Here is a 22822-nt window from a genome sequence, read left to right as displayed (position 1 = left end):
AAAAAATCCCGACAGCCAAAGTGGTCGCTGTCGGGGGTCTTCAAGGGTGGAACAGTTGGGCGTTATTGCGCCGTGTTCTTAGGTTGATGCCTTGTTACAAACATCAAAATCAGCAGTACCACTAACAGTAATCCGGTGCCCATCAGCAGGGCGTAATCTTCTAATTGCAGTATCGAGTACAGCACCGCGTACAAGCTCACCAACATAGTCCCGACAATCGCGCCACGTTTAAGGCTTGCGGTGGCACTGCCCACATAGGCGGACACCGACAGCACAGGAATACAGGCGGCGATCAGATAGGCCTGTAGGAAGGCAAGGTGCTCCGAGAGTGACAGTAGCAAGAGGTAGAACAGGGCCATGGCGCTACCAACCAGCATATATTGCACTGTGCTGAGGCTGGTCTTTTGGCCCAGTTCAAAGATAAATAACATGATAAAAGTCAGTACGATGAACAGCAGACCGTATTTTACCGAACGCTCAATCTTGCCGTAGTGGGTCACGGGTTCGAACAGAATCGCATTGGCTGATACTTCAGTCAGGGTTGATTGGTTACTCTTAATAAATTCCTGCGGGTAATTACGGGTTAAGTGGCTGATATTCCAGCTAGCATTAAAGCCATTTGGGGTAATCTCCCGCTCGGCGGGTAATAATCCCTTAAAACTGGGGTGAGGCCAATCCGCCTGGATATTGATTAAGGTTTGTTCGCCTAATGGCAGAGCGCTAATCGACTGTGAGCCGCGCAGTGTCATCGCAAAGTCCACACTAAAGTCACTCGACTCACCGACTTGTACGCCTTGGTTAAAGCCTTTTTCTAGGCCGCCTGTGGTGCCTAAACCTGTGCCCGACATGAGCGAGCCTGAGAGTAAAACTGAGTCGCCTTTAACTTCAATTTTTTCCACTTTATCAATTGCTTGATTCGATGATACCCCAAAGACTAAACGGGCGTTTTTATTATCGAAGGCGATAAGGTTTGGAATATCATAACGGTTTAAGCGAAAGTCGGCCTGCCCCTTAAGCGCCGCGTTATACACGAGAGATTGGTAAATGCCACGGGTACGGAAATCGTGTTTTAAGTCTAAATCGAGGGTGAGCTTTTTCGGCAGGATCACTAACTCATCCTGATAGGTTCGCTTAACCTCATGGCGAGTTTTACCATCGTTACTGACTTCTTCCTGCATCACAAAATAGCTATAGGGGATGACTAGCACTGGCCCAGAGAGGGTCTGCTGCTCGCCCCATGAACGGCCAATTTCATCGACCACACTGTGGTAAAGCGTCTCGCGATCGGACGTCATGTCCATAATGATCCCGAGTGGGATCAAGGCCATAATCGACAGTGTGCCAATGGTTAAGGCTTTTAATAGCGTGGTGTTTTTCAATGCTACGCCCTTTGCCGTGGCAGGTTGTTTCTGTGCTGAATCCATATCTATTCCTTGATCTCGATTGAATTTTTTCAGCAGTGCACGCACCACTAAATAGGTTGCGCCACCAAATAGCGCCAGACTAAGTAGGATGAGTACCCCAATAATAATGTTGAACATTGAATTTCATTCCCTATGAAATACGCTCGAGCATCAACAGCAATTTGCTGGGTTAACTCGATATCATGGCGGGTATTAAAACAGATTTGCTCGCGGGAGTTGCGGGCAAGTTACTGATCAATAGTGGCAAAATTATGGCAATTGCCTTATGTGCACTAAAACCTATTTGGAACTGGTGCGCTTTTTACCAAATTTGGGGTGTTTGGCCTCATAGTCATCTTCCTTGCGAATATGTTTGAGTAGAGCCTCAAAACTTTGTTTAAAGACGTCGATCTGTTCTGAATAGACGGGTGCATGATGCGAAAACCAATGGTGTTTTTCACGCTCACGATTATTGCTGTCGGGCCAAATACGTAGTTCATACTCATCGCCTATCACCACAATGACATAATCGATGGCGCCATTGGTAAACGTAATGCATTGGGGCAGATACACTGACTCTTCGCCCTTGAATAAGTCGTACCATATGGCTTCACTGCGCCAAGAGACTATGGGCAATGGCGCCTCGATGGAGCAGCCAATGGATTGATGCTTGTTAAAAAGGACAGACTTAATATCCTCCATGGAGAAAGGTTGCAGGTCGCGGTTCTTTTCACCGAGTGAGTACAACATATTCATCAAAAATGGCAGTTTAGTGCCATTGCCAGTTTTACGGCCGCAGAGCTGTGCTTCGCGGTAATAGATATTCATTCATCAGTCCTTAATGACGGTCAGAGCTTAAATTGACTCAATTTCGAGGCATTAAACTCTATGGCTAGTAAAGCATAGCCCTTAGGGGGTAAATGCCTTATGTTATCCAAATCTGGCGTTGAGTGAGTAGGTTAACGCGCATATTTTAGTAAGTGCAAGTCTGATAAATCGTAAATGGTACTGATTTTTAATGTATTAGTCCGGTGTGAAACTTTGTATCTGGTGAGTTTGGAGCGTCGATGTCTAGTCCCTTTTCCCCCCGTGAATGGTTACAGCTTAATATGCAACAGCAAGGATTGTTGCAACCGCAGGAATCTGTTCCCGCGCTGATCTCGCGCCTCGGCTATGTACAAATCGATTCCATTAATGTGGTCGAGAGGGCGCATCACCATGTACTGCATAGCCGGATGCCGCAATACCAGAGCGGTATGCTAGATATCGCCTTGGCTCAGGGGGACATCTTCGAATATTGGTCCCATGCCGCGGCGTATTTACCTATGGCCGATTATCGTTTCAGTTTGCAACGTAAACAGCAGTTGCAAAATGGCGGCAAACATTGGTTTGAGCCAGACGATAAGGTGATGCTGGAGGTGCGCGCTCGGATTCGCGCCGAAGGGCCTCTCAAGGCCAGTGACTTTGAACATGCCGAAGGCAAAAACGGCGCATGGTGGGACTGGAAACCAGCGAAAAAGGCCCTAGAGCAACTCTTTATGCGTGGCGAGTTAATGGTAGTTCGGCGGGAGAAATTCCAAAAATGCTATGATCTCACCGAGCGTGTGCTCCCAAGTTATATCGATACCCAAGCGCCGAGTGAGGCCGAATTTGCCCGCCACTTAATTGAGCGTTACCTCGATGCCCATGCCTTTGGTTCGGCGGCGCAAATGGCGTATCTACGTAAGGGCATAAAAGCGCACGTGTCCGAGCAATTAGCCGTAATGCAGTCCCAAGGCGAGTTGGCAAGCTTTAAGGCTGAGGGGCAGTGGTATTTTTATCGCCCCGAGTTGCAATTAACTTCTGTTATGCCTAATCGAGTCTGGTTACTCAACCCCTTCGATAATCTGTTAATCCAGCGGCAACGCTTAAAGCAATGGTTTGATTTTGACTATCAAATTGAAGTCTATGTGCCTGCCGAAAAACGCCAATATGGCTATTACTCCCTCGCTATTCTGTGGCGTGACTGCTTCGTTGGCCGAGTGGATGTCAAAGCCGAGCGGCAAAGTGGTTTACTGTTATTACAACAGTTGACGCTGGAAGAGGGATTTGATGGCATGGATGAGGACTTTTGTGCGGCATTTGAGGTGGCAGTGACTGAGTATGCGCGCTTTAATGGCTGTAGCCGTTGGAAATTAATGAAGGCTAACCACAAGGCATTTAAACAAAAATATGCGCGCCAGCAAAAGCTTTAATCGGGAGCTTTACCTTTATCCGTGCTCTTGTGCTTAATCGGTGCATCCATCCAGCGAAAACAAAGATAGAGTACTGCCAGATATAGCAGCGGCAGGGCGGCATAGCACAAGGATAATGATCCATTGTCGCCCCTCGCTAACCAGTAGCAAGGGATGTAAACCAAGGGATAAGCCATGGTTCCCCATAGAAAGCTTTTATTCATCAGCCGATAAAACCAGTGCACTTTAATCGTGCTTGGGCTGGCAAGCCCCATCAAGCTGGCGAGGACCACAAAGGGATAACTGAGTAGTGGCAGGCCGCCAAGGAGCAACAACCCCCAAAGGAGATTGTCCTGATAAAATGAGGTGCTTGCGGTATCCATTGTCTTATTCCCTACGATTCGAACTCGAGTGCTTAGGTCTAGGCGCCCACAACTATTCTCACTCGTTAAGCCCTTGCTGCATCTTAAGCCAAAAGCTTTGCTGGCACAGATTGCTAAAGGATTTTTGCTGCGGCGAAATCGCGATATCGGCGGTTACGACTCGGTAACTCAGCCAATAATCTCCACAAACCGTGTCTGACTCATCGGCCTGTTTATCTTGCTCGCTTAGGAGGCTAACTACTACTCCGTTGTCGAAGTGATACAGGGTCAGTGATTCGCAAATCTGTGCATTGTCGTCCCGATAACTGTGCTGCTCTTGGGTGTGGCTCACCACCGAAATCGGGCTAGGATAGCCTTGAATGGCGAGGATATAGCTGGCGAGTGACTGCATACAAAACTCGGTGTATTAGGTTTAAGGCAATAGAGTCTAAAACGACTGTCATTGATAGCAAAAAGCACAGCTTTGAGTCGCTGTGCTTTTGTATTCCGCGTCACCACTAGCTGTTGAACTATGTCGACAATTAACTCGTGGCGAGTGTTAATCCATGAGGAGGGATTAATCCGCGGCGTTAAGTTTTTTCTCAAGCTCGTTAACTTGCGCCTGCAGCGCTTCTAATTTTTCGCGGGTTTTCAGCAATACATGTTGCTGCACATCAAATTCTTCACGGGAAACCATATCTAACTTGAGCAATTGATTTTGCAATACTTGCTTGCTGCGCTCTTCAAATTCACCGGCAAATTGCTTCAGCCCGCTGGGCAAACTGTCACTGAGTTGTTTTGCCATCTCTTCGATTTTCTTTGGATTGATCATGATCTTGTCCGCCTTTTTACTGAATGGATGAATTGTAACTCAGTACGTTAGCTTTCAAAAGTAAAGCCGAGGCTTGGGCAGTGCCCAGGTGTACGATTGAGCTGTCCATCACGGTGCAGTGATGACGATTGGAAGGGGATTTGTTAGCCTTAAAAGCGTCGATTCTGCTATGATCTCTGCCCCCTTCTGCTACTTGTTTGGATATAACGCAAAGATGAAACTCAATCCCGCCCAAAACGATGCTGTTCATTACGTTTCAGGCCCTTGCCTAGTGTTGGCGGGGGCGGGCAGTGGTAAAACCCGCGTTATTATCAATAAAATCGCCTACTTAGTTGAAAAATGTGGCTATAAGGCCCGTCATATTGCCGCGGTGACTTTCACCAACAAAGCTGCCCGTGAGATGAAGGAGCGGGTGGCGCAATCCATGGGACGTAAGGAAGCCAGAGGGCTGTGGATTTCGACTTTCCATACTTTAGGGCTCGAGATCATTAAACGCGAGCATAAGGTCTTAGGGTTAAAGCCTGGTTTTTCGCTGTTTGATGATCAAGATACTTTGGCGCTCCTTAAGGAACTCACCCAAAAAGAGTTAGATGAAGATAAAGATTTACTCAAGGCGCTAGCAAGTGCTATTTCGAATTGGAAAGGCGGGCTAGTTATCCCCGATCAAGCGCGTAAGTTGGCTAAGGATGAACAACAGCAGTTATTTGCTATGCTGTATCAGCGTTATGCCCAACATATGAAAGCCTATAACGCATTGGACTTTGATGATCTGATCCTTTTGCCTACGCTGTTACTCCGACACCACGAAGAGGTGAGAACTCGTTGGCAAACCAAAATCCAATATTTGCTGGTGGACGAATACCAAGATACCAATACCAGTCAATATGAAATGGTGAAATTGCTGGTGGGTGAACGGGCTCGTTTTACCGTGGTGGGGGATGATGATCAATCCATCTATTCATGGCGTGGCGCTAAACCGCAAAACCTCGTTTTATTAGGTAAAGATTTCCCTAAACTTAAGTTGATCAAGCTGGAGCAAAATTATCGTTCCAGCCAGCGAATTTTGCGCGCCGCCAATATACTCATTGCGAATAATCCTCACGTTTACGATAAGGCGCTTTTCAGCGAGCTTGCCTATGGTGAGCCGCTGCGGGTGCTATTTGCCGCCAATGAGGAACAGGAAGCCGAGCGCGTGGTTGCCGAGATAGTGCGTCATAAGTTTGTTGGGCGTACTCAATTTGGTGATTATGCGATTCTGTATCGGGGCAATCATCAGTCCCGTTTACTCGAGCGCGCATTGATGACAAACCGTATTCCCTACAAGCTCAGTGGTGGTACATCATTTTTTGCCCGAGCAGAAATTAAAGACATCATGGGGTATTTGAGGTTGGTGGTGAACCCCGATGATGATAATGCGTTTTTGCGTATCGTTAACTTACCTAAGCGTGGTATTGGTCCATCGACCCTTGAGCGCCTAGGTAATTTTGCCAATGAAAAGCACATCTCTATGTTTGCCGCGATCTTTGAGCCCGAGCTAAATCACCATTTGCCACCGGCGGCTATGTCGTCCTTGTATCAATTTGGTCGCTTTATTGTGGAAACCGGAGACCATGCGCAACGTGGCGAAGGCGTTGAAGCGGTAAAGCAGCTTATCCGCCAAATCAATTACGAAGACTATCTATACGAAACCAGTACCAGTGCTAAGGCCGCCGAAATGCGGATGAAAAATATCTCAGAGCTTTACCGTTGGGTGACGGAGATGCTTGCTGGCGATGAGTTGGATGAGCCTATGACCTTGCCTGAAGTCGTCAATCGGCTCACGCTGCGGGATATGATGGAGCGTAATAGTGAGGACGAAGGCGGCGATCAGGTGCAGCTAATGACCTTGCACGCCTCAAAGGGGCTGGAATTCCCCTATGTGTTTATGGTCGGTGTTGAGGAGCGGATTTTACCCCATCAAACCAGCATAGATGAGGAAAACGTCGATGAAGAGCGCCGTTTAGCCTATGTGGGGATCACCCGTGCCCAACGAGAACTCTGGTTTACCCTATGCCGAGAAAGGCGTCAGTTTGGAGAAACCATGCGCTGTGAGCCAAGTCGCTTCCTACTGGAGTTACCACAGGATGATGTCGTCTGGGAAAACCGTAAACCCCAGCAAACGGAGCAGGAGCGGATGCAGACTGGGCGAGCCAATATTTCTAACTTAAGAGATATGTTTAAAAAATAAAGGCTTCGCTAAATTTTTATTTATCCAAGAGCAAAATCAAGCGCAGACTAGCTGCGGACTTTCCAGTATCGTAAAAGTGTCGGTTAAGGCACCTCCTTGGCCAAATTGGTAACCAAGTGAGCTAAATATATGTATTTGCTCTTGGTTTGTGAGTCCGCTGGCAAAAATTAGTAGATCTAACGTGGATGCGGTTTTTTGATAAGCAGATATCAGTTTAATATGCTGCTCGTCCTGCAGTTGTCTGGCGATATTCGTGTCGAGTTTTAGGGCCTTTATGGGTAAAAATAACAAACTATTCAATGAACTATGACCAATACCATAGTGACTTATCCCTAGGTTAACTCCGAGCTTTTGTAACAAACCAAAGCCATTAATATGATTTTCAGTTTCTTGAACTAAGGCTTTTTCATTAAAGAATAACCATAAGCGATTCAGGTTAAGCCGAGTTTGTTTTAGAGTGTTTTTGAGACTACGCAATACATGCTTATGTTTAAGATGTTGACTCGATAGCAATAAATGCAGGTCGAGCTGGTCGCCATGACACCTGAGTAACTCAATATAGGCGTTATCTAAGGCGGTAATAGCGTACTTATCTAATTCAACCATGAGGTTGACTTGCTCTGCCAACACACAGAGTTGCTCCTGCTGTATAGTGCCCCGGTGGGGATGCTCCCAAAATAAACGGCACTCTAATGCATAGGTTTGCTGGGTCTGTAGATCCACTATAGGTGAATAACTCAGTTGTAACTCATGAGCTTGCAGCGCCAGCCTAAAGTCGTTTTCAAATGCGGCATCTTGCATCGCTTGCTCGGACGAACTGTCGTCAAAAATTACATAACAACCCTTACCATTCGCTTTCGCCTGATACATTGCTGTATCGGCATTGCGCAGCATTGACTCACTCGTGTCTAGCCTATGATTGCCGCTAATGGTTATGCCTATACTGGCGCCTGAATTGAATTCGCTCGTGCCTGACTTGTAGGGTTGGGAAATTTTTTGGATCACTCGCTCTGAGACATCTTTTGCATCATTAATGCTGTTGACACTATCGAGTAGAATGACAAACTCATCGCCACCGAGTCTGGCTAAAGTATCATTACTTCGAATGCAAGATCTGAGGCGGCTAGCCGTTTCAATTAAAAACCTGTCGCCTTCGATGTGGCCTAGAGTGTCGTTAATTTGTTTAAAGCGGTCTAGATCGATAAAGAGCAAGGCAAATTGGTCCAAACTGTGGCGGCGGACATGTTTGATTGCTTGACTTAAACGTTCCATAAACATGGCGCGATTGGGGAGGCCTGTGAGTGCATCGTGCTTTGCATCATGGACTAATTTGGCCTCCATATTGCGACGTTGGCGGATCTCTTTTTCAAGATCTTTATTTAATTCGGCTAAGGCTCTTGTACGGGCGATCACTTTCTCTTCGAGTTCTTCATAGCTGCGTTGTAGCGACTCGGCGGACAGTTTTTTCTCAATAGCGGTACCAATATGCTGTGACACAAAGGTCAATAGCTCTAAGTCTTTAATCTGATAATTTTGCGTCATGCTAAAGCTATAAATAGTTAAGGCACCACGCACTTGATCATGGATAAAGAGTGGAATGCCTATCCATTGATGCATAGTCTGTGTGTGGTTTAACGAGGGCGCTTTCGTATAGAGTTCACCAGAGGCAATCAGGGCACTGATATCACTCTGATCCAGTAACAGCGGACGTTTGTGCTTAAGCACGTATTCGGTGAGCCCATCTTGCAGTGGGCGAGTTCCTGGGTGCCCGTTACCCTGTTGGGATACGTAGAAAGGGAAGGTTAAGTGGGTTTCTTCCTCATTAAGCAAGGCGATATAGCAGTTGTTCGCCGGAATTAAATGGCGGATAACATTGTGTAACTGAGCGTAAAAATCGGGGTTATCTGTGCTTGAGTTAGCAAGTTCTGCTATCTCAAACAGAGACTTTTGCAGACGCTCAGCCCTACGTCTCTCATAGACTTCTTGTTTAAGTTTATCGTAGGCTTGGCTGAGCTCTTTGGTGCGTTGTTGTATGGCTTGTTCTAATTGTTCTTGGTGTTTAAGCCTTTCCATAACCCCGGAGATATGGTGACAAATAAAGGTCATTAGCTCGACTTCAATATCGCCATAATGGACATTGGTATCGTAGGTTTGTACCACCAGTACACCAGTGACAATATCTTCATGCCTAATAGGGACGCCTAACCATAAATGACAAGGGGAGCCTAAGTTCACTATTTGTCCTGCGGCGACGAGTTCATCAACTAGAGTGTCATCACACAGGAGTGTTTTGCCTGTTCTAAATACGTAACCAGTTAGCCCTTGTTGTAATAAAGTTGAGAGTGATTGTTCTGGATAGAGTTGGGATGGGTGAGCATCTTTCTCATCGGCAAAGAAAGGTACCGTTAACCCGCCAGTTGTGGCATCGAGAGTAGCAATAAAGAAGTTATCGGCAGAGATCAGTTGTTTGAGATGTTGATGTACACCCAGATAGAATTCTTCTAACGAGGAGACTTGTGTCGCGATATTGGATAATTCTAGTAAGGTGTTTTGAATGATTTCGGCACGCTTATACTTATGCGCTAGATATTTTAAGCGAATAAGTCGTTTTTCTAAGCGTTCAATCTCTTTAATGCGAGGTTGAGCGGGTTCATCTTCATCCTTAAACATGATACTCACTGGTTAGATCTATCTATGTTGTTGCCAAACATTATAATTAACATGAAATACCGTAACATCCAAGTCATATTTAAGTGGTGTTTCCGATGAAAAAGTATACTAATGCATCAAAACTTGAGCAGTCAGTAAAAAAAGTGCAAAACAGCTATAGACTCAAGGGCTATTTGTCCATACTATATGCGGCGCTAACCAAGGCGAGCGCCCATAGCTCAGCTGGATAGAGCGCACCCCTCCGGAGGGTGAGGCCGAAGGTTCGAATCCTTTTGGGCGCACCACTTCCGCACAGCGTTGTGAGCTTTATGGTTGGTGAAGTAAGTGAAAATCAATGGTGATTGTAGCTCAGTTGGTAGAGTCCCGGATTGTGATTCCGGTTGTCGTGGGTTCGAGCCCCATCAGTCACCCCATTCATTTACTGTGATGTAAAGATTTTAATATTCGGTGATTAGCGCAGTCCGATAGCGCATCCAGGATTTTTGGATAAGAGCGGACCAGAGGGTGTGACCCTTAGATAACAGTTTGACATTCGGTGATTAGCGCAGTCCGGTAGCGCATCTGGTTTGGGACCAGAGGGTCAGAGGTTCGAATCCTCTATCACCGACCACATTATTCGCTTGACTAGCGCGCTTGATTTTTCGAGTAAATAGTTAACAGTTTAACATTCGGTGATTAGCGCAGTCCGGTAGCGCATCTGGTTTGGGACCAGAGGGTCAGAGGTTCGAATCCTCTATCACCGACCAAATAGTGAAAAAGCCTCAGCATTCAATGCTGGGGCTTTTTTGCATTCAGTCTTTTATATTTCCAGCTAACAGGCCCTCGATATTGAGGGTGAGATCGTAATACGTGTGCTTTGGCTGAAAACCAAATAGTAAAGCTCTCGAAGGAGCTTTACTATTTGCACGATTGACTTCCCTAGTCTAGGTTTTCTGGCGGTGCAATAAAGCCTTGATAAGCATCCGTTCTTAATTCATTAAAGCGTTCAAGCTGCGCCTTTTCCTGAATACCTGTCACTATGACCTGAATATGTAAGCCCTTAGCTACATTGATGATTGCACGGCACAATTCACCATTATGTTGCGCTTCATCGTAGTAGGAGAAGGACTGATCTAGCTTCACATAACTGGGTCTCAGTTCCTGAAGATACGTCATAGAACCGAACTGACGACCAAAGTGGTCGATACCAAATTTAGCGCCATTGTCGCGAATAATTTTGCACAACAGTAAACAGGAATCTAAATCGCTATAGACACCCGCTTCTGGAATTTCGAAACAAATACGTTCAACATTAGGGGCGTTACGTAGGAAGTGATTTAACCATTCATGGAATTGGAGATCACTAATACTTTGGTGTGTTAAGTTTATCGCTACAGGCTCGTAACTACGTTCGAGTAGTTTTTGCTCGTAGACGGTTTCAATAAGGCATTTATCGAGCAACGCACCGAGCGATAATAGTTCGATATAGGGCATAAACTGTCCTGCATGAGCCAGTTTATCTCCAAGTTCTAACTGGCAATATAACTCTCGTTGAGCTATGCCATTGCCATCGCAAAATTGAATGGGTTGCCATCTAAATTTAAACTTCTTATTGCTGATTGCATGGCTTAGGTTGTCTCGCCATTGTTCGCGAGTAAATAGCTGTTGCTCGGTCGTTTCAAACCAATGGAAGGTTTTGTTCTCCTTGAGGGCTTTTTGCAGCGCATTATCCGCTTGTGCCAGAATATCGGAGACTTTCATTTGTCCAATCCGTTCGGCCACGCCGATGGCAAAGTTTTCATTTGGCTTGCAGCCTGCCTTCGATATTTCCTGATTGATGGTGCGAATTAAGGTTTGAAGATATTTACTTATCTGTTCATGCTCAACCTCAGTTACGAGGAAAGCAAATTCAAAAGCGGCAATACGTGCGATGACCGAAGGCGTGATTTCATTTAATTGCTGTTGGAATTTTTCGGCTAGAATGCGAATGGTTTCATCCCTTACCTGATAACCATATTTGCTATGAACTTCTTCAAGCCAATCGAGCTTAGCGAGAAAGAGTGCTCCACTACTAGGTTCACTTAACCAGCCGTTGAGTCTACTCACCACATATTGTCGATTCGGTAAGCCTGACGCAGGGTCTACTAGGTTTTTCTTACGTAATGCGCCTACTTCTTCATCCAAGGATTGGAAGACCTGCTTAAGTTGGGCAGACATGCTGTTAAAGGCGGTGACAAGGTCCTTTAACTCTGTGGTTTTGGGTAGGGGCATATCAGGGCCAAATTGGCGGTCGGCAATACTTTTGGCGTGATCCGATAAATCATGTAAAGGTTTTAGAATCCAAGTCAGCCCTAGTCTGGCGGTAAAAATAGCGACTAAAAATAATAGAGAGAAGGCGATAATGGTATTTGACATAATCCGCCATAACTCATGGTAGCCAAATCCAGGGTGCGCAGTAATCTCAAGTTGTGCCAGTTGCAGCCAACCAGAGGTAATAGTGCTTTGTTTTTTGATCGTTTTAAAGAGGTTTAAATTGATAAACCATTGAGGAACATCTTCAATTTTAAGGGGATTATTCCACTCTTGTTGCTTGCCGTCGACCATCCATGTCAATTTGACATTTTGGTAATAACCGCCTTCAAAAATCACATTAACTAGGGTTTCTGCAGCCACTGTATCCCCGGCCTGAAGCGCTGGGGTGAGCATAAGGCCAAGCGAAGTGCTGACGTTGTTTAGATCTGACTCCATTTGCTTGGTTAAAAAGCTTTGAGTTTCAGTGAATTGCACATAACCAAGGCTTGCAACCACTAGCAAGAAAAGGCTAAAAAGCAGCGAATAAATCTGTCTAAACAGTGTCATCTTTGATGCTACTCCAGTTTCAATTTGGGTTGCCTGAGTCGGTCTACCCCTAACCTATGATTAAGGTCATTCCATTTTTCAAGTCGTGTTGACGAACCAGCTAAAACGCCTCGTCCTTGTTCTTTGTTAAGCCATAACTGTTTACCGTTGAAGCTGTACACAGGTAATAAGTCTGTGCGTTGAGTCGCCGGTTTTATAACGTGATCGAGATTATCGAGGACGAGGGGAATTGATGAAGGGGTCTCATAGTAGGCTAATACCATATGATACTGATTAACACTGGTTGCTTTAACCATAGTAATTCGCATCTTATCTTCTGGAACCCCTAGTTGGAGTAACGTAAAGTACTTCGCTATCGAAAAATCTTCGCAATCCCCACCATTCACACCAATAAATTCCATCGGTGTGGCCCAATAATTCGACTCTCCCCATAACTTAATGTCATCAACAAAACGAAACAAATTAAAAAAATTGTTTACTTTAAATAGTTTGTCTTGCTCGCTCACAGAGACCGATTCCGACAATACCTTGAACCAAGCCCTAGCACGCATACCCGCGCGTTCACCGTAACGCTTTTCCAGTGTGGAGGTAATCCTCGCTTCATCTAGGGTTTGAGTTGGTGCGGCATAGAGGCAGCAAATGCCTAATGCCGACGCTATGAGGCTTAAGCGGCAGACTCGCAAAAATGAAGCTTTATAACCAAGTCTGCCATTCATAGCCTATTCTGCTAACCCTTATTTTGTAGGTTCATCGACGGAATAAATCGTCCATTTCATATCGGCCGTCGTATCATCCCCCGTGACTTCCGCAACAACACGGCGGTTACGGATCTCAGCTTCAGGCGTACGTTCTATAATAATAGGACGGCTAGGCCCATATCCAATAGCGGTTAATCTACTTCTATCAATACTGAAACGTTCCGCAAGTACAGCGGTAACCGCATCGGCGCGTTCCTGCGATAACACAGCATTACGTTCATCGGTTCCAGTGCGACTTGTGTGACCTTCGATAGTGACTTTAGTCGTTGGATACTGGCGCAAGAAGACCGCAATATCCTCGATCTGAGGATAATAATCAGGCGCAATATAGGCGGAGTTATTAGGGAATAAAATATTTATTTCCTTTCGCTCATTAATCGTCTTAATGTTGCCGCAGCCATAGTTATCGATACTGGCACCCTTTGCCGTGTCGTTACAACGTTCACGGGCTTCGATGACCCCATCTCCATCTTTATCAGATAGATCATTGGCTTGAGTAGTTGTCATTTCCTCAATATTAACTGTATCTCGTACCGAACAGCCAGTTAAAAGAGCGATACTGATGAATAGGATTGTAGTTTTCATTGGTTGGCGCCTCCTTCATAGTTACGCTCTCCACGCCATGCTTCAGGGCGAGTGACTCTGAGTGAGTCGAGTAAACGTCCTGTGGAGTTGAGTACGCGATACTTTGCCGTAATTTCATCGTATTCAGCCTGTAGGTAGTCTTTACGGGCTTCGAAGAGTTCATTTTCAGTATCAAGTAAGTCGAGTAAGCTGCGTTGGCCTAGGTTAAACTGTTGTGCATAAGCAGATTGAGTGTCTTTTGCTGCCATAACATGGTCACGAATATATTGCTTTTGTGGAACAAGCATTTCAAACGCGTTCCAAGCTAGGTTTACGCCTTCGACTACTTCACGCTGAGCGCGTTGACGTATTTCTTTTGCTTCGCCGAGTTTATATGCCGTTTCTTTTTCACGGGCAAGATCTTTACCGCCAGCAAATAAGTTGTATCTTACTCGTACCATGGCCACTATGTCGTTGCTATAACCGCCCACATTCTGGCTAGGTATAACACTGACACCATCTTCACCGCCGATATCGTTATTCCAGTTACCATTCAGTTCTAATGAAACCTGAGGGTAATAGTTAGCTTGTACCGATGAACGTTCATTTTCTGCCGCACGAATATCATTCGCAGCGGACTTAAGAATGGGGTGATTTTCCTGTGCGACCGCTAAACCAGAATTGAGATCCTTAGGTAGCATATCGGCATCGGGAACGGGTTGAATTAAATCAACAGGTTCAGCTTCAACCACTCGGATGAATTGGGCCTTAGCGTCGAGGAAATTATTGCGTGCCGAAATGACATTCGCATTAGCACGTGCAAGACGACCGGTAATTTGGGATAAATCTGCGGTCGAACCTAGACCAGAGTCAGTACGTTGCTTGATTTGATCGTAAATTTCTTTATGGCTATTTAGGTTCTTCTCCGCAAGTTTTAACACTTCATCGGTGCGCAAGTAATTAAGGTAAACTTTACTGACATCGAGCGCCATATCTTCAGCAGCTGCGAGCAAGGCCCACTGGTCTGCACTGGCTTCAAAGCTATAACGATCAACTTCACTGCTTGTGTAAAAACCATCGAATAGCATTTGCTTTAAACTAACGCCAAATTCTCCGCGGTTTAGCTCTGCCACACCGTTACTATCGACATCGCCTACATTTTTTCGTCTACGTGTTGATACACTATCAGTTTGTTCATAACCATAACCGCCAGTAATATCAACTGTAGGCATGTAGCCTGCAATCGCTTGATTAACTTGCTCTTCTCTAGCCTTGAAGCGATTGAACGCAACACGTAGATCCGGATTGGTATCGAGTGTATGCGCGACCGCTTGCTCTAGCGTCTGGCTCTGCGCCGATAATGGTAATAGAATAAATGACAGCACTATGGCTATCTTTGAACATCGAAATTGTCGTCTTACTGAAGTATTCATTGCAAACCTCCCGGTTTATAACAGGCTTAACGCTCTCTGAGCGCAGTGTCCTTAGCCCTTAAAATTGGATTTAAAATGTACTCAAGAATGGATCTTTGCCCTGTGATGACATCAACCGAGGTTAACATCCCTGGGATAATTGGCATCTCCGTGCCATCGTCTTTGATTAAACTCGATTCTTCTGTTCTAACCCGAATAAGATAGAAACTATTTCCTTCTTCATCCTGTGAAGTATCAGCGCTGATATGTTCTACCGTTCCCTTAAGGCCGCCGTAGCGAGTAAAATCGTAGGCGGTTACTTTAACTACTGCTGGTAAACCTGGATGTAAAAATGCGATGTCCTTCGGCAGGATCTTCGTTTCTATAAGCAACTGATCCTCGGAGGGAACGATCTCAATAATATCTACACCAGGTTGAACAACACCACCTAATGTATTGATATGCGTTGTTTTAATAGTGCCATTAACAGGAGATGTAATAATAGCTTTACTGACTTTGTCCTGTGCACCAACTTGGGCCTCATTCATGCGTGATAGTCGCGTTTGAGTTTCGTTTAGTTGTGCTCTAAGGTCTGCCGCATATACAAATACTGCTTCACGACGTTTTAGGATCGCTTCATCTAACGCGGCTTTCAGTTTTGGCCTGAGCAATCGTAATGAATTAAGTTCCCCTTGTGCGTCGTTAACCGCCCGTTCTAATTTTAGCAGCTCAACTTCAGGTACAATGCCTTTTTTTGCTAATGGACGGGTGAGCTCCAACTCGCGAGAAATCAGTTGCATACTCGTTGTTAGCGTCGTTGTTTTAGAGGCAAGATCATCGATCTCTTGTTGGCGTTGCTGAATTTGACGCACAAGAATTTCGAGTTGGTTACTTAGGTTATCTAAGCGGCCGTTGTATTCTTCTTGCTGCCGTTTGACTAATGCGGGCTCGGCGGTGACTATATTCTCGGGGAAAATCAACGCCTCTTTGGTAATTTTGACTTGTTCTCGCCAATCTGAAGTCATATCTGAAATCAGTATGCTATCGAGTTCTGCCCGCATGCGAATGGCATTGGTTTTTAAACCAAAAACCTCTTGTTCTTGTTGGGCAAAATCAGAGCGGAAGCGAGTATCATCAATGCGCACTAAGGGCTGCCCTTTAGTGACTATTTCACCCTCTTGCACATAAAGTTCTTGCATGATGCCGCCATCCAAACTTTGAATGACTTGCACCTGTGAAGAGGGAATTACTTTGCCTGAACCTGTGGTGACTTTATCTAATTGGGCTAAACCAGCCCAAAACAAGAAACAAACGACCATGGCAGCGAGAGCCCAAATGATTAACCTATGCCCACTGGGGGCATCGGTCATCATGGCGCCATAGACATCATCGACCATATCAAGATCGTTTGCCGTTAGGTGTTTACTCATTTTTTAACGCCCCCACTCACGAGGCCAAAATTGAGCTTCTCTAATACTTCTGACTTGGGACCATCGGCCACAACATGACCGCGTTCGAGCACGATAATGCGATCCACGAGTTGTAATAGGTGCATTTTGTGCGTAATAAGTATTAAGGTTCTGTCTTTACTCACATTTTGCATTGAACGAATAAACTGTTGCTCTGCACGAGCATCTAAGCTTGCTGTTGGCTCATCCATTAACAGGACTGGTGGGTCATTGAGTGTCGCTCTAGCTAACGCTACAGTTTGCCTTTGTCCACGGCTAAGTGACATTCCACCTTCACCAACTTGTTGATCTAGTCCTTCGGCCTCGAGATGGGTAAATTGACTTACCCCTGATAGTTGCACTGCTCGTATCAACTGATGTTCTGTGACTTGGCGAGTGCCAAAGAGGATATTGTCCCTAATAGTGCCATGGAATAGTGTGACGTCTTGGGGTAAATAACCAAAGTTACGGCGTAAATCACTTGGGTGAATTTGAGCTGAATCGACACCGTCATAACGTAGGCTTCCCATTGTGGGTTGGAACAGCCCGACTAACAGTTTGGCGAGAGTGCTTTTTCCCGAACCATTGCGGCCGATAATGGCGATGCGTTCACCTGGATTGATTGTCAGCGACATTGGATGCAGTACAGGTTTTTCTGAGCCAGGATAACTAAAGCCAACATTATCAGCGTTAATCTTACCCAATAGTCTTAATTTGCTAACTAAATGTCCTTTGTTTTCAAACTCATCCTCTTGCACCATTAACTCATTAAGTTGACGTAATGCACTGGCGGTATGATTTGCTCGGGTCATAAGGCCCGCTAATTGCGCCATAGGCGCAATAGCACGACTCGATAGCATCACAGCTGCGATGATGCCGCCCATTGAAATCACGTTATCGGCAACGCGATAGACCCCCAAAATCACGACACAGACAACAGTAAATTGGACGATAAAATTGGCAAGGTTTGATACTGAATTAGAGAGTTTTTTTCGACCTTAATTGCCAGTTTGCACTGTGCCCTATCATCTGTTGCCAGCTTCTTTGAACTATACCTTCAGCGCCATTTGCCTTAATGGACTCAAGTGCAGAAAGACTTTCAATTAAATGCCCATGCTTAAGACTCGAGAATTTATTACCTTCTTCAATTGCAGCTTTCAATTTGGGCTGAGTGTAGAGTGTAAAACCGATAATGATTAAACCACCAATCACAGGAATCGCGGCCAGATCGCCCGCAACGATATAAATAATAATGATAAAGAAAAGCGCGAAGGGCAGGTCGACTAACGTGGTTATGGTTGCCGAGGTTAAGATTTCACGAATATTGTCAAATTCACCAAGCTGCTTTGCCATACCACCAATACTGGGGGAACGCTTTTCCAAAGGAATGCCGATCGCTTTCGCAAATAGCCGAGATGAAACTATGATGTCTACTTTTTTGCCTGCAACATCAATGAGATAGCTTCTTAATTGTCGCATTACAAGATCAAATAAATAGGCAATAGATGCCCCTATAGCCAAAACCCAGAGAGATTCAAAGGCGAGGTTTGGGACCACTTTGTCATACACATTCATGATAAAAAGCGGCGAAACTAATGCGAATATATTGACTAATATGGATGCAATTAAGGCATCGCGATAAATAGGTGCTGAATCCCTTAGTGTTTGGACGAGCCAGTGAGTTTTGTTATCGTGTAAGTAAACATCGAAACCCATATCGCCACGGTATTCTTGTTTAACCAAGAATAAATATCCAACATATAGGGCTTCAAGGGACTCAATATTCAGAATTTCTTCACCGCCAGTCTCAGGCAGTTGAATTACAGCTCGATCAGATTCAAGGCTAAATTCACGTAGTATGCAGGCTTTCTTATCTTTTAATAATAAAATGCAGGGGAGCAGTATAGGCGATATTTCATTCAGCCCCTTACGAGATAATTTCGCCGCTAAACCCGCACGCGACGCCGCTTGTGGAACCAGATCTGGCGTTAATACTGAACCAGACAAAGGCAGCCCTGCCGCAAGCGAATCGCTTGAGCACGGGTTTCCAAAGTGCTCAGTGAGGAGCACTAAACAATCTAGCAATGGATCGACTATCACTCGCTGAGAAGCGGAAATAGTCCACTGCTCAACTCTTTCTGACGCAGTAGCAGGCACCGAGTTATCTATCCTTTGATTTCCATTTGATTATCAGAAGTATGGTCCAAGATGGCCTATATTTCTATAGGCCATTTGAACTGATTTATTAAGGAATTATGGTGCCATTATGATTATTGGGGTCTAGAGGTTGAGTCAGTCCCTGTGGTGCATCTGGTATGACTGGTGCTGTATCTATAATCAGAGGACCATTGCCATTAGAGCCTAATAAGCCATTGATTATGCCAGCATTATCAATTGCACCATATTGGCTGTAGAGATCAACCCCATCGAGAATGATGTGTTGCTCAAAGACTCCATCTTTATTGGCGTCGATATCAATCACGGTTGACCCATTGTCTAAGCTAAAGTTGAGATAGTTTTCCAAAGTATTGGCAGTTTCACCTTGGAGTAAATCACTCAGATCTAACTTATCTTGGTTGGCATTAAAGTCCATTATATGGTCGGTGCCGTTATCAGCATCCGCATATCTCCAGACGAACTTATCGGCCCCGTCATCGCCCCGCAATACATCATCACCGAGACCGCCTATCAGAGTGTCATTGCCTGTGCCACCACGGAGGGCATCATTGTGGCTTCCGCCATCAATATAATCATTTCCAGTGTGTCCATAGAGGATATCGGAGCCTGATTGACCATAAATTCGGTCATCACCGCTACCGCCGTTGACTATATCGGCCTGCTTAGATGACACATCATTGGCTAACAATAGACCGTCATTATCAACAATCTTATTTGAACCAGTTAGGGTACCGGTCATGATGTGGTGATTTAAAAGGTCATTGACGGACAATTCCAAGTAATCATCAGAACCATAATTGGTTGTGCCGGTTTTGCCAGCATAGATCACATCGTTACCTCTACCGGTTTCAATATGATCGTTACCGTCGCCGCCACTAACAACCTGTGCATCAGTAGTGCTATAACTCTTCTTATTAGATCCCGATGTTATAATTTCATCACCGTTACTATTTGTGATGATGCCATTCTGACCACCGCCAAAAGTCACATTTAATATATTGTGGTTAGTTGCTCGTTCACCATCGCTAACCACCATAGTGTCATTTAAGCTAGATCCTTGAGTCGTGAGTGCATTGGCGTCAGCAATATTGATACCGTCTGCATTTACTGGGTTGACATTGATCTTTAAGGTTGCGCTTGAAGTATCTCCGTCGCCATCCTGAATAGTATAAGTAAAGGTCTCTACCGCACCTGAGGCAGGAAGCAGGTTTGCGCTTGCAGTCAATTGATAATGGTAGGTTCCATCAGCATTGAGCACGAGCGTGCCATACACACCATTAATGGTTGAACCTACGTGGCCAGAGACGCCAGAACTCGTGTGATCACCACTAGCAACCCCAATAATTTCAAGTGCATTATCGGCGCCAATAGTGTCATTGGTGAGCACATTACCATCGGAATGAGGCAGAGTATAACCATCCCCTGCAACCATGCGAACGACTAGTTGATAGCTGGTTGCTGCATCCTCATCAGTATAAATTGAGCTGACAATATTGCCATTACTATCTTTAAAACCAATGACTTGCATTGTGTACATTTGACCTTCATAGTTGAAAGTCACACTCGTTTGACCAACTGTCACTATATCCCTCGGGTCGGAACCGTCATTGGGCGTTTCATTATGACTAAAATTCAGTGTCAAGGTTACAGGTGTTACTACGCCATAAGCATCTGTCACATTAAACGTTATTTGCATTGTTGCAGCTGTGATAGACGAGCCTGAATCAATAGGGTAGTTATAGTGCGTGAAAGTTCCTAACACTATATCTTGGTTTAACGCTAATGTGCCATTCAGCGCCGCATCATTATCGACAAAACCATAACCTGATTGGCTACCATCGGTAGAGCCCCAACGGAGTTGGTCGTTACCGCTATCGTTGTCTGGGCCATCGAACTTGCGAACATACCAACCACCAGTGGTGTCACCCCAGTTGGCAACAATGCCTGAGAAGCTAAACGAATCGGTAACAACATCTAGTTGCGCCGTATCATTTTGGGCAATATCCACATCATCGGCAACTGTGACTGTGACTGTCGAATGTGCTGTATGACCTGCAGCATCAACCGCCACCACTTGAATGCCATTAACGGTTAAGCTGTTGGCATTTACGCTATGGGGGAGATTGGTCAGCAATTCAGCAGTAACTGTGACATCGCCTTGTTCCCCCGCATTGATACGATCCCAATCTAAGGTTAAGCGAAGCGCCTCTCTACCATAGACGGTACCTATTAATTGACCGACACTATTGAGTGCCCAATGGATTTGGGCGTTAATACCTACGACTGAAATATTTGTTAAGTTACCAAATTGGAAACTGTCAATTGAGTTGCTACCAGATTTAAAGCTCAGAGTTTGTACTGTTGTATCGTTACCATCAGTTGGTAATACGTCTTCATACAAATACACTTGGGCGTTAGGTGTAGTGGCAATAGGCTGTGCTGCTGGGTCAATGGTGACAGTAAAGTGACCATTTCCAGTAGAATCACCAAATTGCACAGGATCCCCATCGTTATCGGTAGCGTTGTAAGAAAACTCAATATCGATAGGATCTTCAGTCACTATTGTGTTAGCTGAAACATCTATGACTTGGAAATCACTACCGCTTTGATAACTAATAGTGATCGAAGTTATGTTAGAGCCATTCTGAGCAAAGGCTTCGAATTCTAAAGTTCCATTGATTTCGATCAGTTGGCCACCATTGGTCGAGCCATCGGCATATGTAATTAATACATAAGCGGTAGATACACTATCATGGGAGCCATTTGAGCCAGTACCTAAATTGATAGTTGCAGCACTTGTACCTGCGGCACCATAAGCAAAATTAATTGATTCGCCAGTAGATATTGATGGATCGCCTACACCAATACCAAAACTGTTTGAGTTTACTTTGTGATTACCACTACCGATGCCAGTTATGGTGATGAGCGTATCCTCTACGCTAGCATTACCATGAGTATCAAGCGATCCATCTGTTAACACGTAATAGGAGTCGCTGGCGCCAGCTGTTATCCCAACAAAGGATGCAGTGGTGGACTTATCTAGTTGTATTTCCTTTAATAATTCAAGCTGATAATCATAGTTACCATTGATGTCCGTAACTGCTGTTAAGGTAAATACCTCCTCGCCAGCATTGAAAACACCATCGTCATTAATATCAGCCCATGCAGTTAATGTATTACCTGACATTGATGTCTGCAGTGGAATTCCATCAAATAATAAGCCTGTAGTAACTATGTTAAATTCGATATCACCTAGACCGTCTGCACCAGGAGCGAGTAAATCGCCACTGATTGTTCCGCTGCCGTTAAGTATGTGTTGAATGAGATCTTCATCGACTTGATCGACCGGAGAGTCGTCTTCAATGTTTATCTCAAAACTACCAGTCGTTATTTGGCTTCCATCATCAACAGAAATGCCAATTGTAATGGGGAGATCATCTTCCCCTGCAGTGTCGGCATGATCAATAGGCCCTAATAGTGTTACTTCATATCCCCAAGCACCAGATGAATTACCGATAGGCGCAGTTAGGGTTATTGTTATGATCGGAACGTTTGTACCCACAACATAGCCAGTGAGAGTATTGCCACTCCAAGACCAAGCAATATCTTCTCCTCCCGAGGTCAGACCCGTTGGGCCAGAAAGCGAAACCGTTAACGAGTCATTATCAACGTCAGTGATATTGATTGTGCCAGTCATGGAACTCAAATTGGTGGTATCACTATCGCCAACAGTATCTTGAATTCCGCCAGTTAGTCCTTCTTCAGATACAACAGCATTATCGGCCGAAATAATCACGGGCGCATCGTTGACCGGAGTGACATCGAGGGTCAAGGTCGAGGTGTCATTGGCACCTGAGCCGTCGGTCAAGGTGTAGGTAATGACGGGCACGGGGCCAAAGTAGTTGGCCGCTGGGGTA

The 22822-nt window shown here is 45.1% G+C and carries 14 protein-coding genes, 4 tRNA genes and 1 pseudogene; 6 read left to right on the top strand and 13 right to left on the bottom strand.

The genetic code is table 11. The features are described 5' to 3' along the window. Window positions 1-62: 62 nt before the first annotated feature. Window positions 63-1541 (bottom strand): cell envelope integrity protein CreD, encoded by a 1479-nt coding sequence (gene creD, locus SOHN41_RS17435; RefSeq protein WP_007651599.1) that lies wholly within the window; start codon window positions 1539-1541, stop codon window positions 63-65. 162 nt (window positions 1542-1703) lie between these two features. Continuing rightward, on the bottom strand, window positions 1704-2231 hold the full coding sequence (locus tag SOHN41_RS17430; protein ID WP_007651598.1) for a hypothetical protein: 528 nt from the start codon (window positions 2229-2231) through the stop codon (window positions 1704-1706). Between the two features lie 239 nt (window positions 2232-2470). Here SOHN41_RS17430 and SOHN41_RS17425 point away from each other — a divergent pair, with 239 nt between their 5' ends. Then, window positions 2471-3637 (top strand): winged helix-turn-helix domain-containing protein, encoded by a 1167-nt coding sequence (locus tag SOHN41_RS17425; protein WP_007651596.1) that lies wholly within the window; start codon window positions 2471-2473, stop codon window positions 3635-3637. Here SOHN41_RS17425 and SOHN41_RS17420 read toward each other — a convergent pair. The 3 genes from SOHN41_RS17420 to ubiK all read right to left on the bottom strand — a co-directional run bounded on the left by SOHN41_RS17420 (window position 3634) and on the right by ubiK (window position 4810). Next, entirely contained in the window at window positions 3634-3999 is a 366-nt protein-coding gene (locus tag SOHN41_RS17420; protein WP_007651594.1) for a hypothetical protein, read from the bottom strand. The two genes, SOHN41_RS17425 and SOHN41_RS17420, sit on opposite strands and share 4 nt — an antisense overlap. Window positions 4000-4057: 58 nt before the next feature. After that, complete coding sequence (locus tag SOHN41_RS17415) at window positions 4058-4390, bottom strand: hypothetical protein (RefSeq protein WP_007651593.1); 333 nt, start codon at window positions 4388-4390, stop codon at window positions 4058-4060. Window positions 4391-4555: 165 nt separating this feature from the next. After that, complete coding sequence (gene ubiK, locus SOHN41_RS17410) at window positions 4556-4810, bottom strand: ubiquinone biosynthesis accessory factor UbiK (protein WP_007651586.1); 255 nt, start codon at window positions 4808-4810, stop codon at window positions 4556-4558. Between the two features lie 214 nt (window positions 4811-5024). On the opposite strand from ubiK, the gene rep reads away from it, so the two are divergent. Next, window positions 5025-7037, top strand: coding sequence for a DNA helicase Rep (rep, locus tag SOHN41_RS17405; RefSeq protein WP_037459570.1), 2013 nt, complete (start codon window positions 5025-5027; stop codon window positions 7035-7037). Between the two features lie 36 nt (window positions 7038-7073). Here rep and SOHN41_RS17400 read toward each other — a convergent pair whose 3' ends face one another. Continuing rightward, window positions 7074-9707 carry a sensor domain-containing phosphodiesterase gene (locus SOHN41_RS17400; protein ID WP_007651580.1) on the bottom strand — a complete coding sequence of 878 codons (2634 nt, stop codon included), beginning with the start codon at window positions 9705-9707 and terminating at the stop codon, window positions 7074-7076. Window positions 9708-9914: 207 nt separating this feature from the next. On the opposite strand from SOHN41_RS17400, the gene SOHN41_RS17395 reads away from it, so the two are divergent. The 4 genes from SOHN41_RS17395 to SOHN41_RS17380 all read left to right on the top strand — a co-directional run bounded on the left by SOHN41_RS17395 (window position 9915) and on the right by SOHN41_RS17380 (window position 10453). Continuing rightward, window positions 9915-9991: transfer RNA gene (locus SOHN41_RS17395), tRNA-Arg, on the top strand. Window positions 9992-10044: 53 nt separating this feature from the next. After that, window positions 10045-10120: transfer RNA gene (locus SOHN41_RS17390), tRNA-His, on the top strand. Between the two features lie 120 nt (window positions 10121-10240). Continuing rightward, window positions 10241-10317 (top strand) — tRNA-Pro (locus tag SOHN41_RS17385). A gap of 59 nt (window positions 10318-10376) precedes the next feature. Continuing rightward, window positions 10377-10453 (top strand) — tRNA-Pro (locus SOHN41_RS17380). 172 nt (window positions 10454-10625) lie between these two features. On the opposite strand, the gene SOHN41_RS17375 is transcribed toward SOHN41_RS17380, so the two are convergent. The 7 genes and pseudogenes from SOHN41_RS17375 to SOHN41_RS17345 form a co-directional block, all read right to left on the bottom strand. Continuing rightward, window positions 10626-12545 carry a bifunctional diguanylate cyclase/phosphodiesterase gene (locus tag SOHN41_RS17375; protein WP_007651577.1) on the bottom strand — a complete coding sequence of 640 codons (1920 nt, stop codon included), beginning with the start codon at window positions 12543-12545 and terminating at the stop codon, window positions 10626-10628. A gap of 8 nt (window positions 12546-12553) precedes the next feature. Continuing rightward, the gene (locus tag SOHN41_RS17370) at window positions 12554-13261 is read right to left on the bottom strand and encodes a transglutaminase-like cysteine peptidase (protein WP_007651576.1); all 708 of its coding nucleotides are present in this window, start codon (window positions 13259-13261) and stop codon (window positions 12554-12556) included. An 18-nt stretch (window positions 13262-13279) separates the two neighbouring features. Further along, window positions 13280-13888: an OmpA family protein gene (locus SOHN41_RS17365; RefSeq protein ID WP_007651575.1), complete on the bottom strand. Its 609-nt coding sequence runs from the start codon at window positions 13886-13888 to the stop codon at window positions 13280-13282. After that, on the bottom strand, window positions 13885-15300 hold the full coding sequence (locus SOHN41_RS17360) for a TolC family outer membrane protein (RefSeq protein WP_037459568.1): 1416 nt from the start codon (window positions 15298-15300) through the stop codon (window positions 13885-13887). The genes SOHN41_RS17365 and SOHN41_RS17360 overlap by 4 nt, the downstream gene beginning before the upstream one ends. 26 nt (window positions 15301-15326) lie before the next feature. Further along, window positions 15327-16709 (bottom strand): HlyD family type I secretion periplasmic adaptor subunit, encoded by a 1383-nt coding sequence (locus SOHN41_RS17355; RefSeq protein ID WP_007651571.1) that lies wholly within the window; start codon window positions 16707-16709, stop codon window positions 15327-15329. Further along, a pseudogene (locus SOHN41_RS17350) lies at window positions 16706-18884 on the bottom strand (type I secretion system permease/ATPase). The gene SOHN41_RS17355 and the pseudogene SOHN41_RS17350 overlap by 4 nt, the downstream one beginning before the upstream one ends. A gap of 88 nt (window positions 18885-18972) precedes the next feature. Further along, the coding region (locus SOHN41_RS17345; protein WP_139058402.1) for a choice-of-anchor K domain-containing protein at window positions 18973-22822 on the bottom strand (3850 nt) is incomplete at its 5' end.

Origin of the sequence: Shewanella sp. HN-41, from assembly GCF_000217915.1 — a bacterium.
Lineage (GTDB): Bacteria > Pseudomonadota > Gammaproteobacteria > Enterobacterales > Shewanellaceae > Shewanella.
Note: the sequence above shows the minus strand (reverse complement) of the source record. Positions and strands in the feature narration are given on the sequence as shown.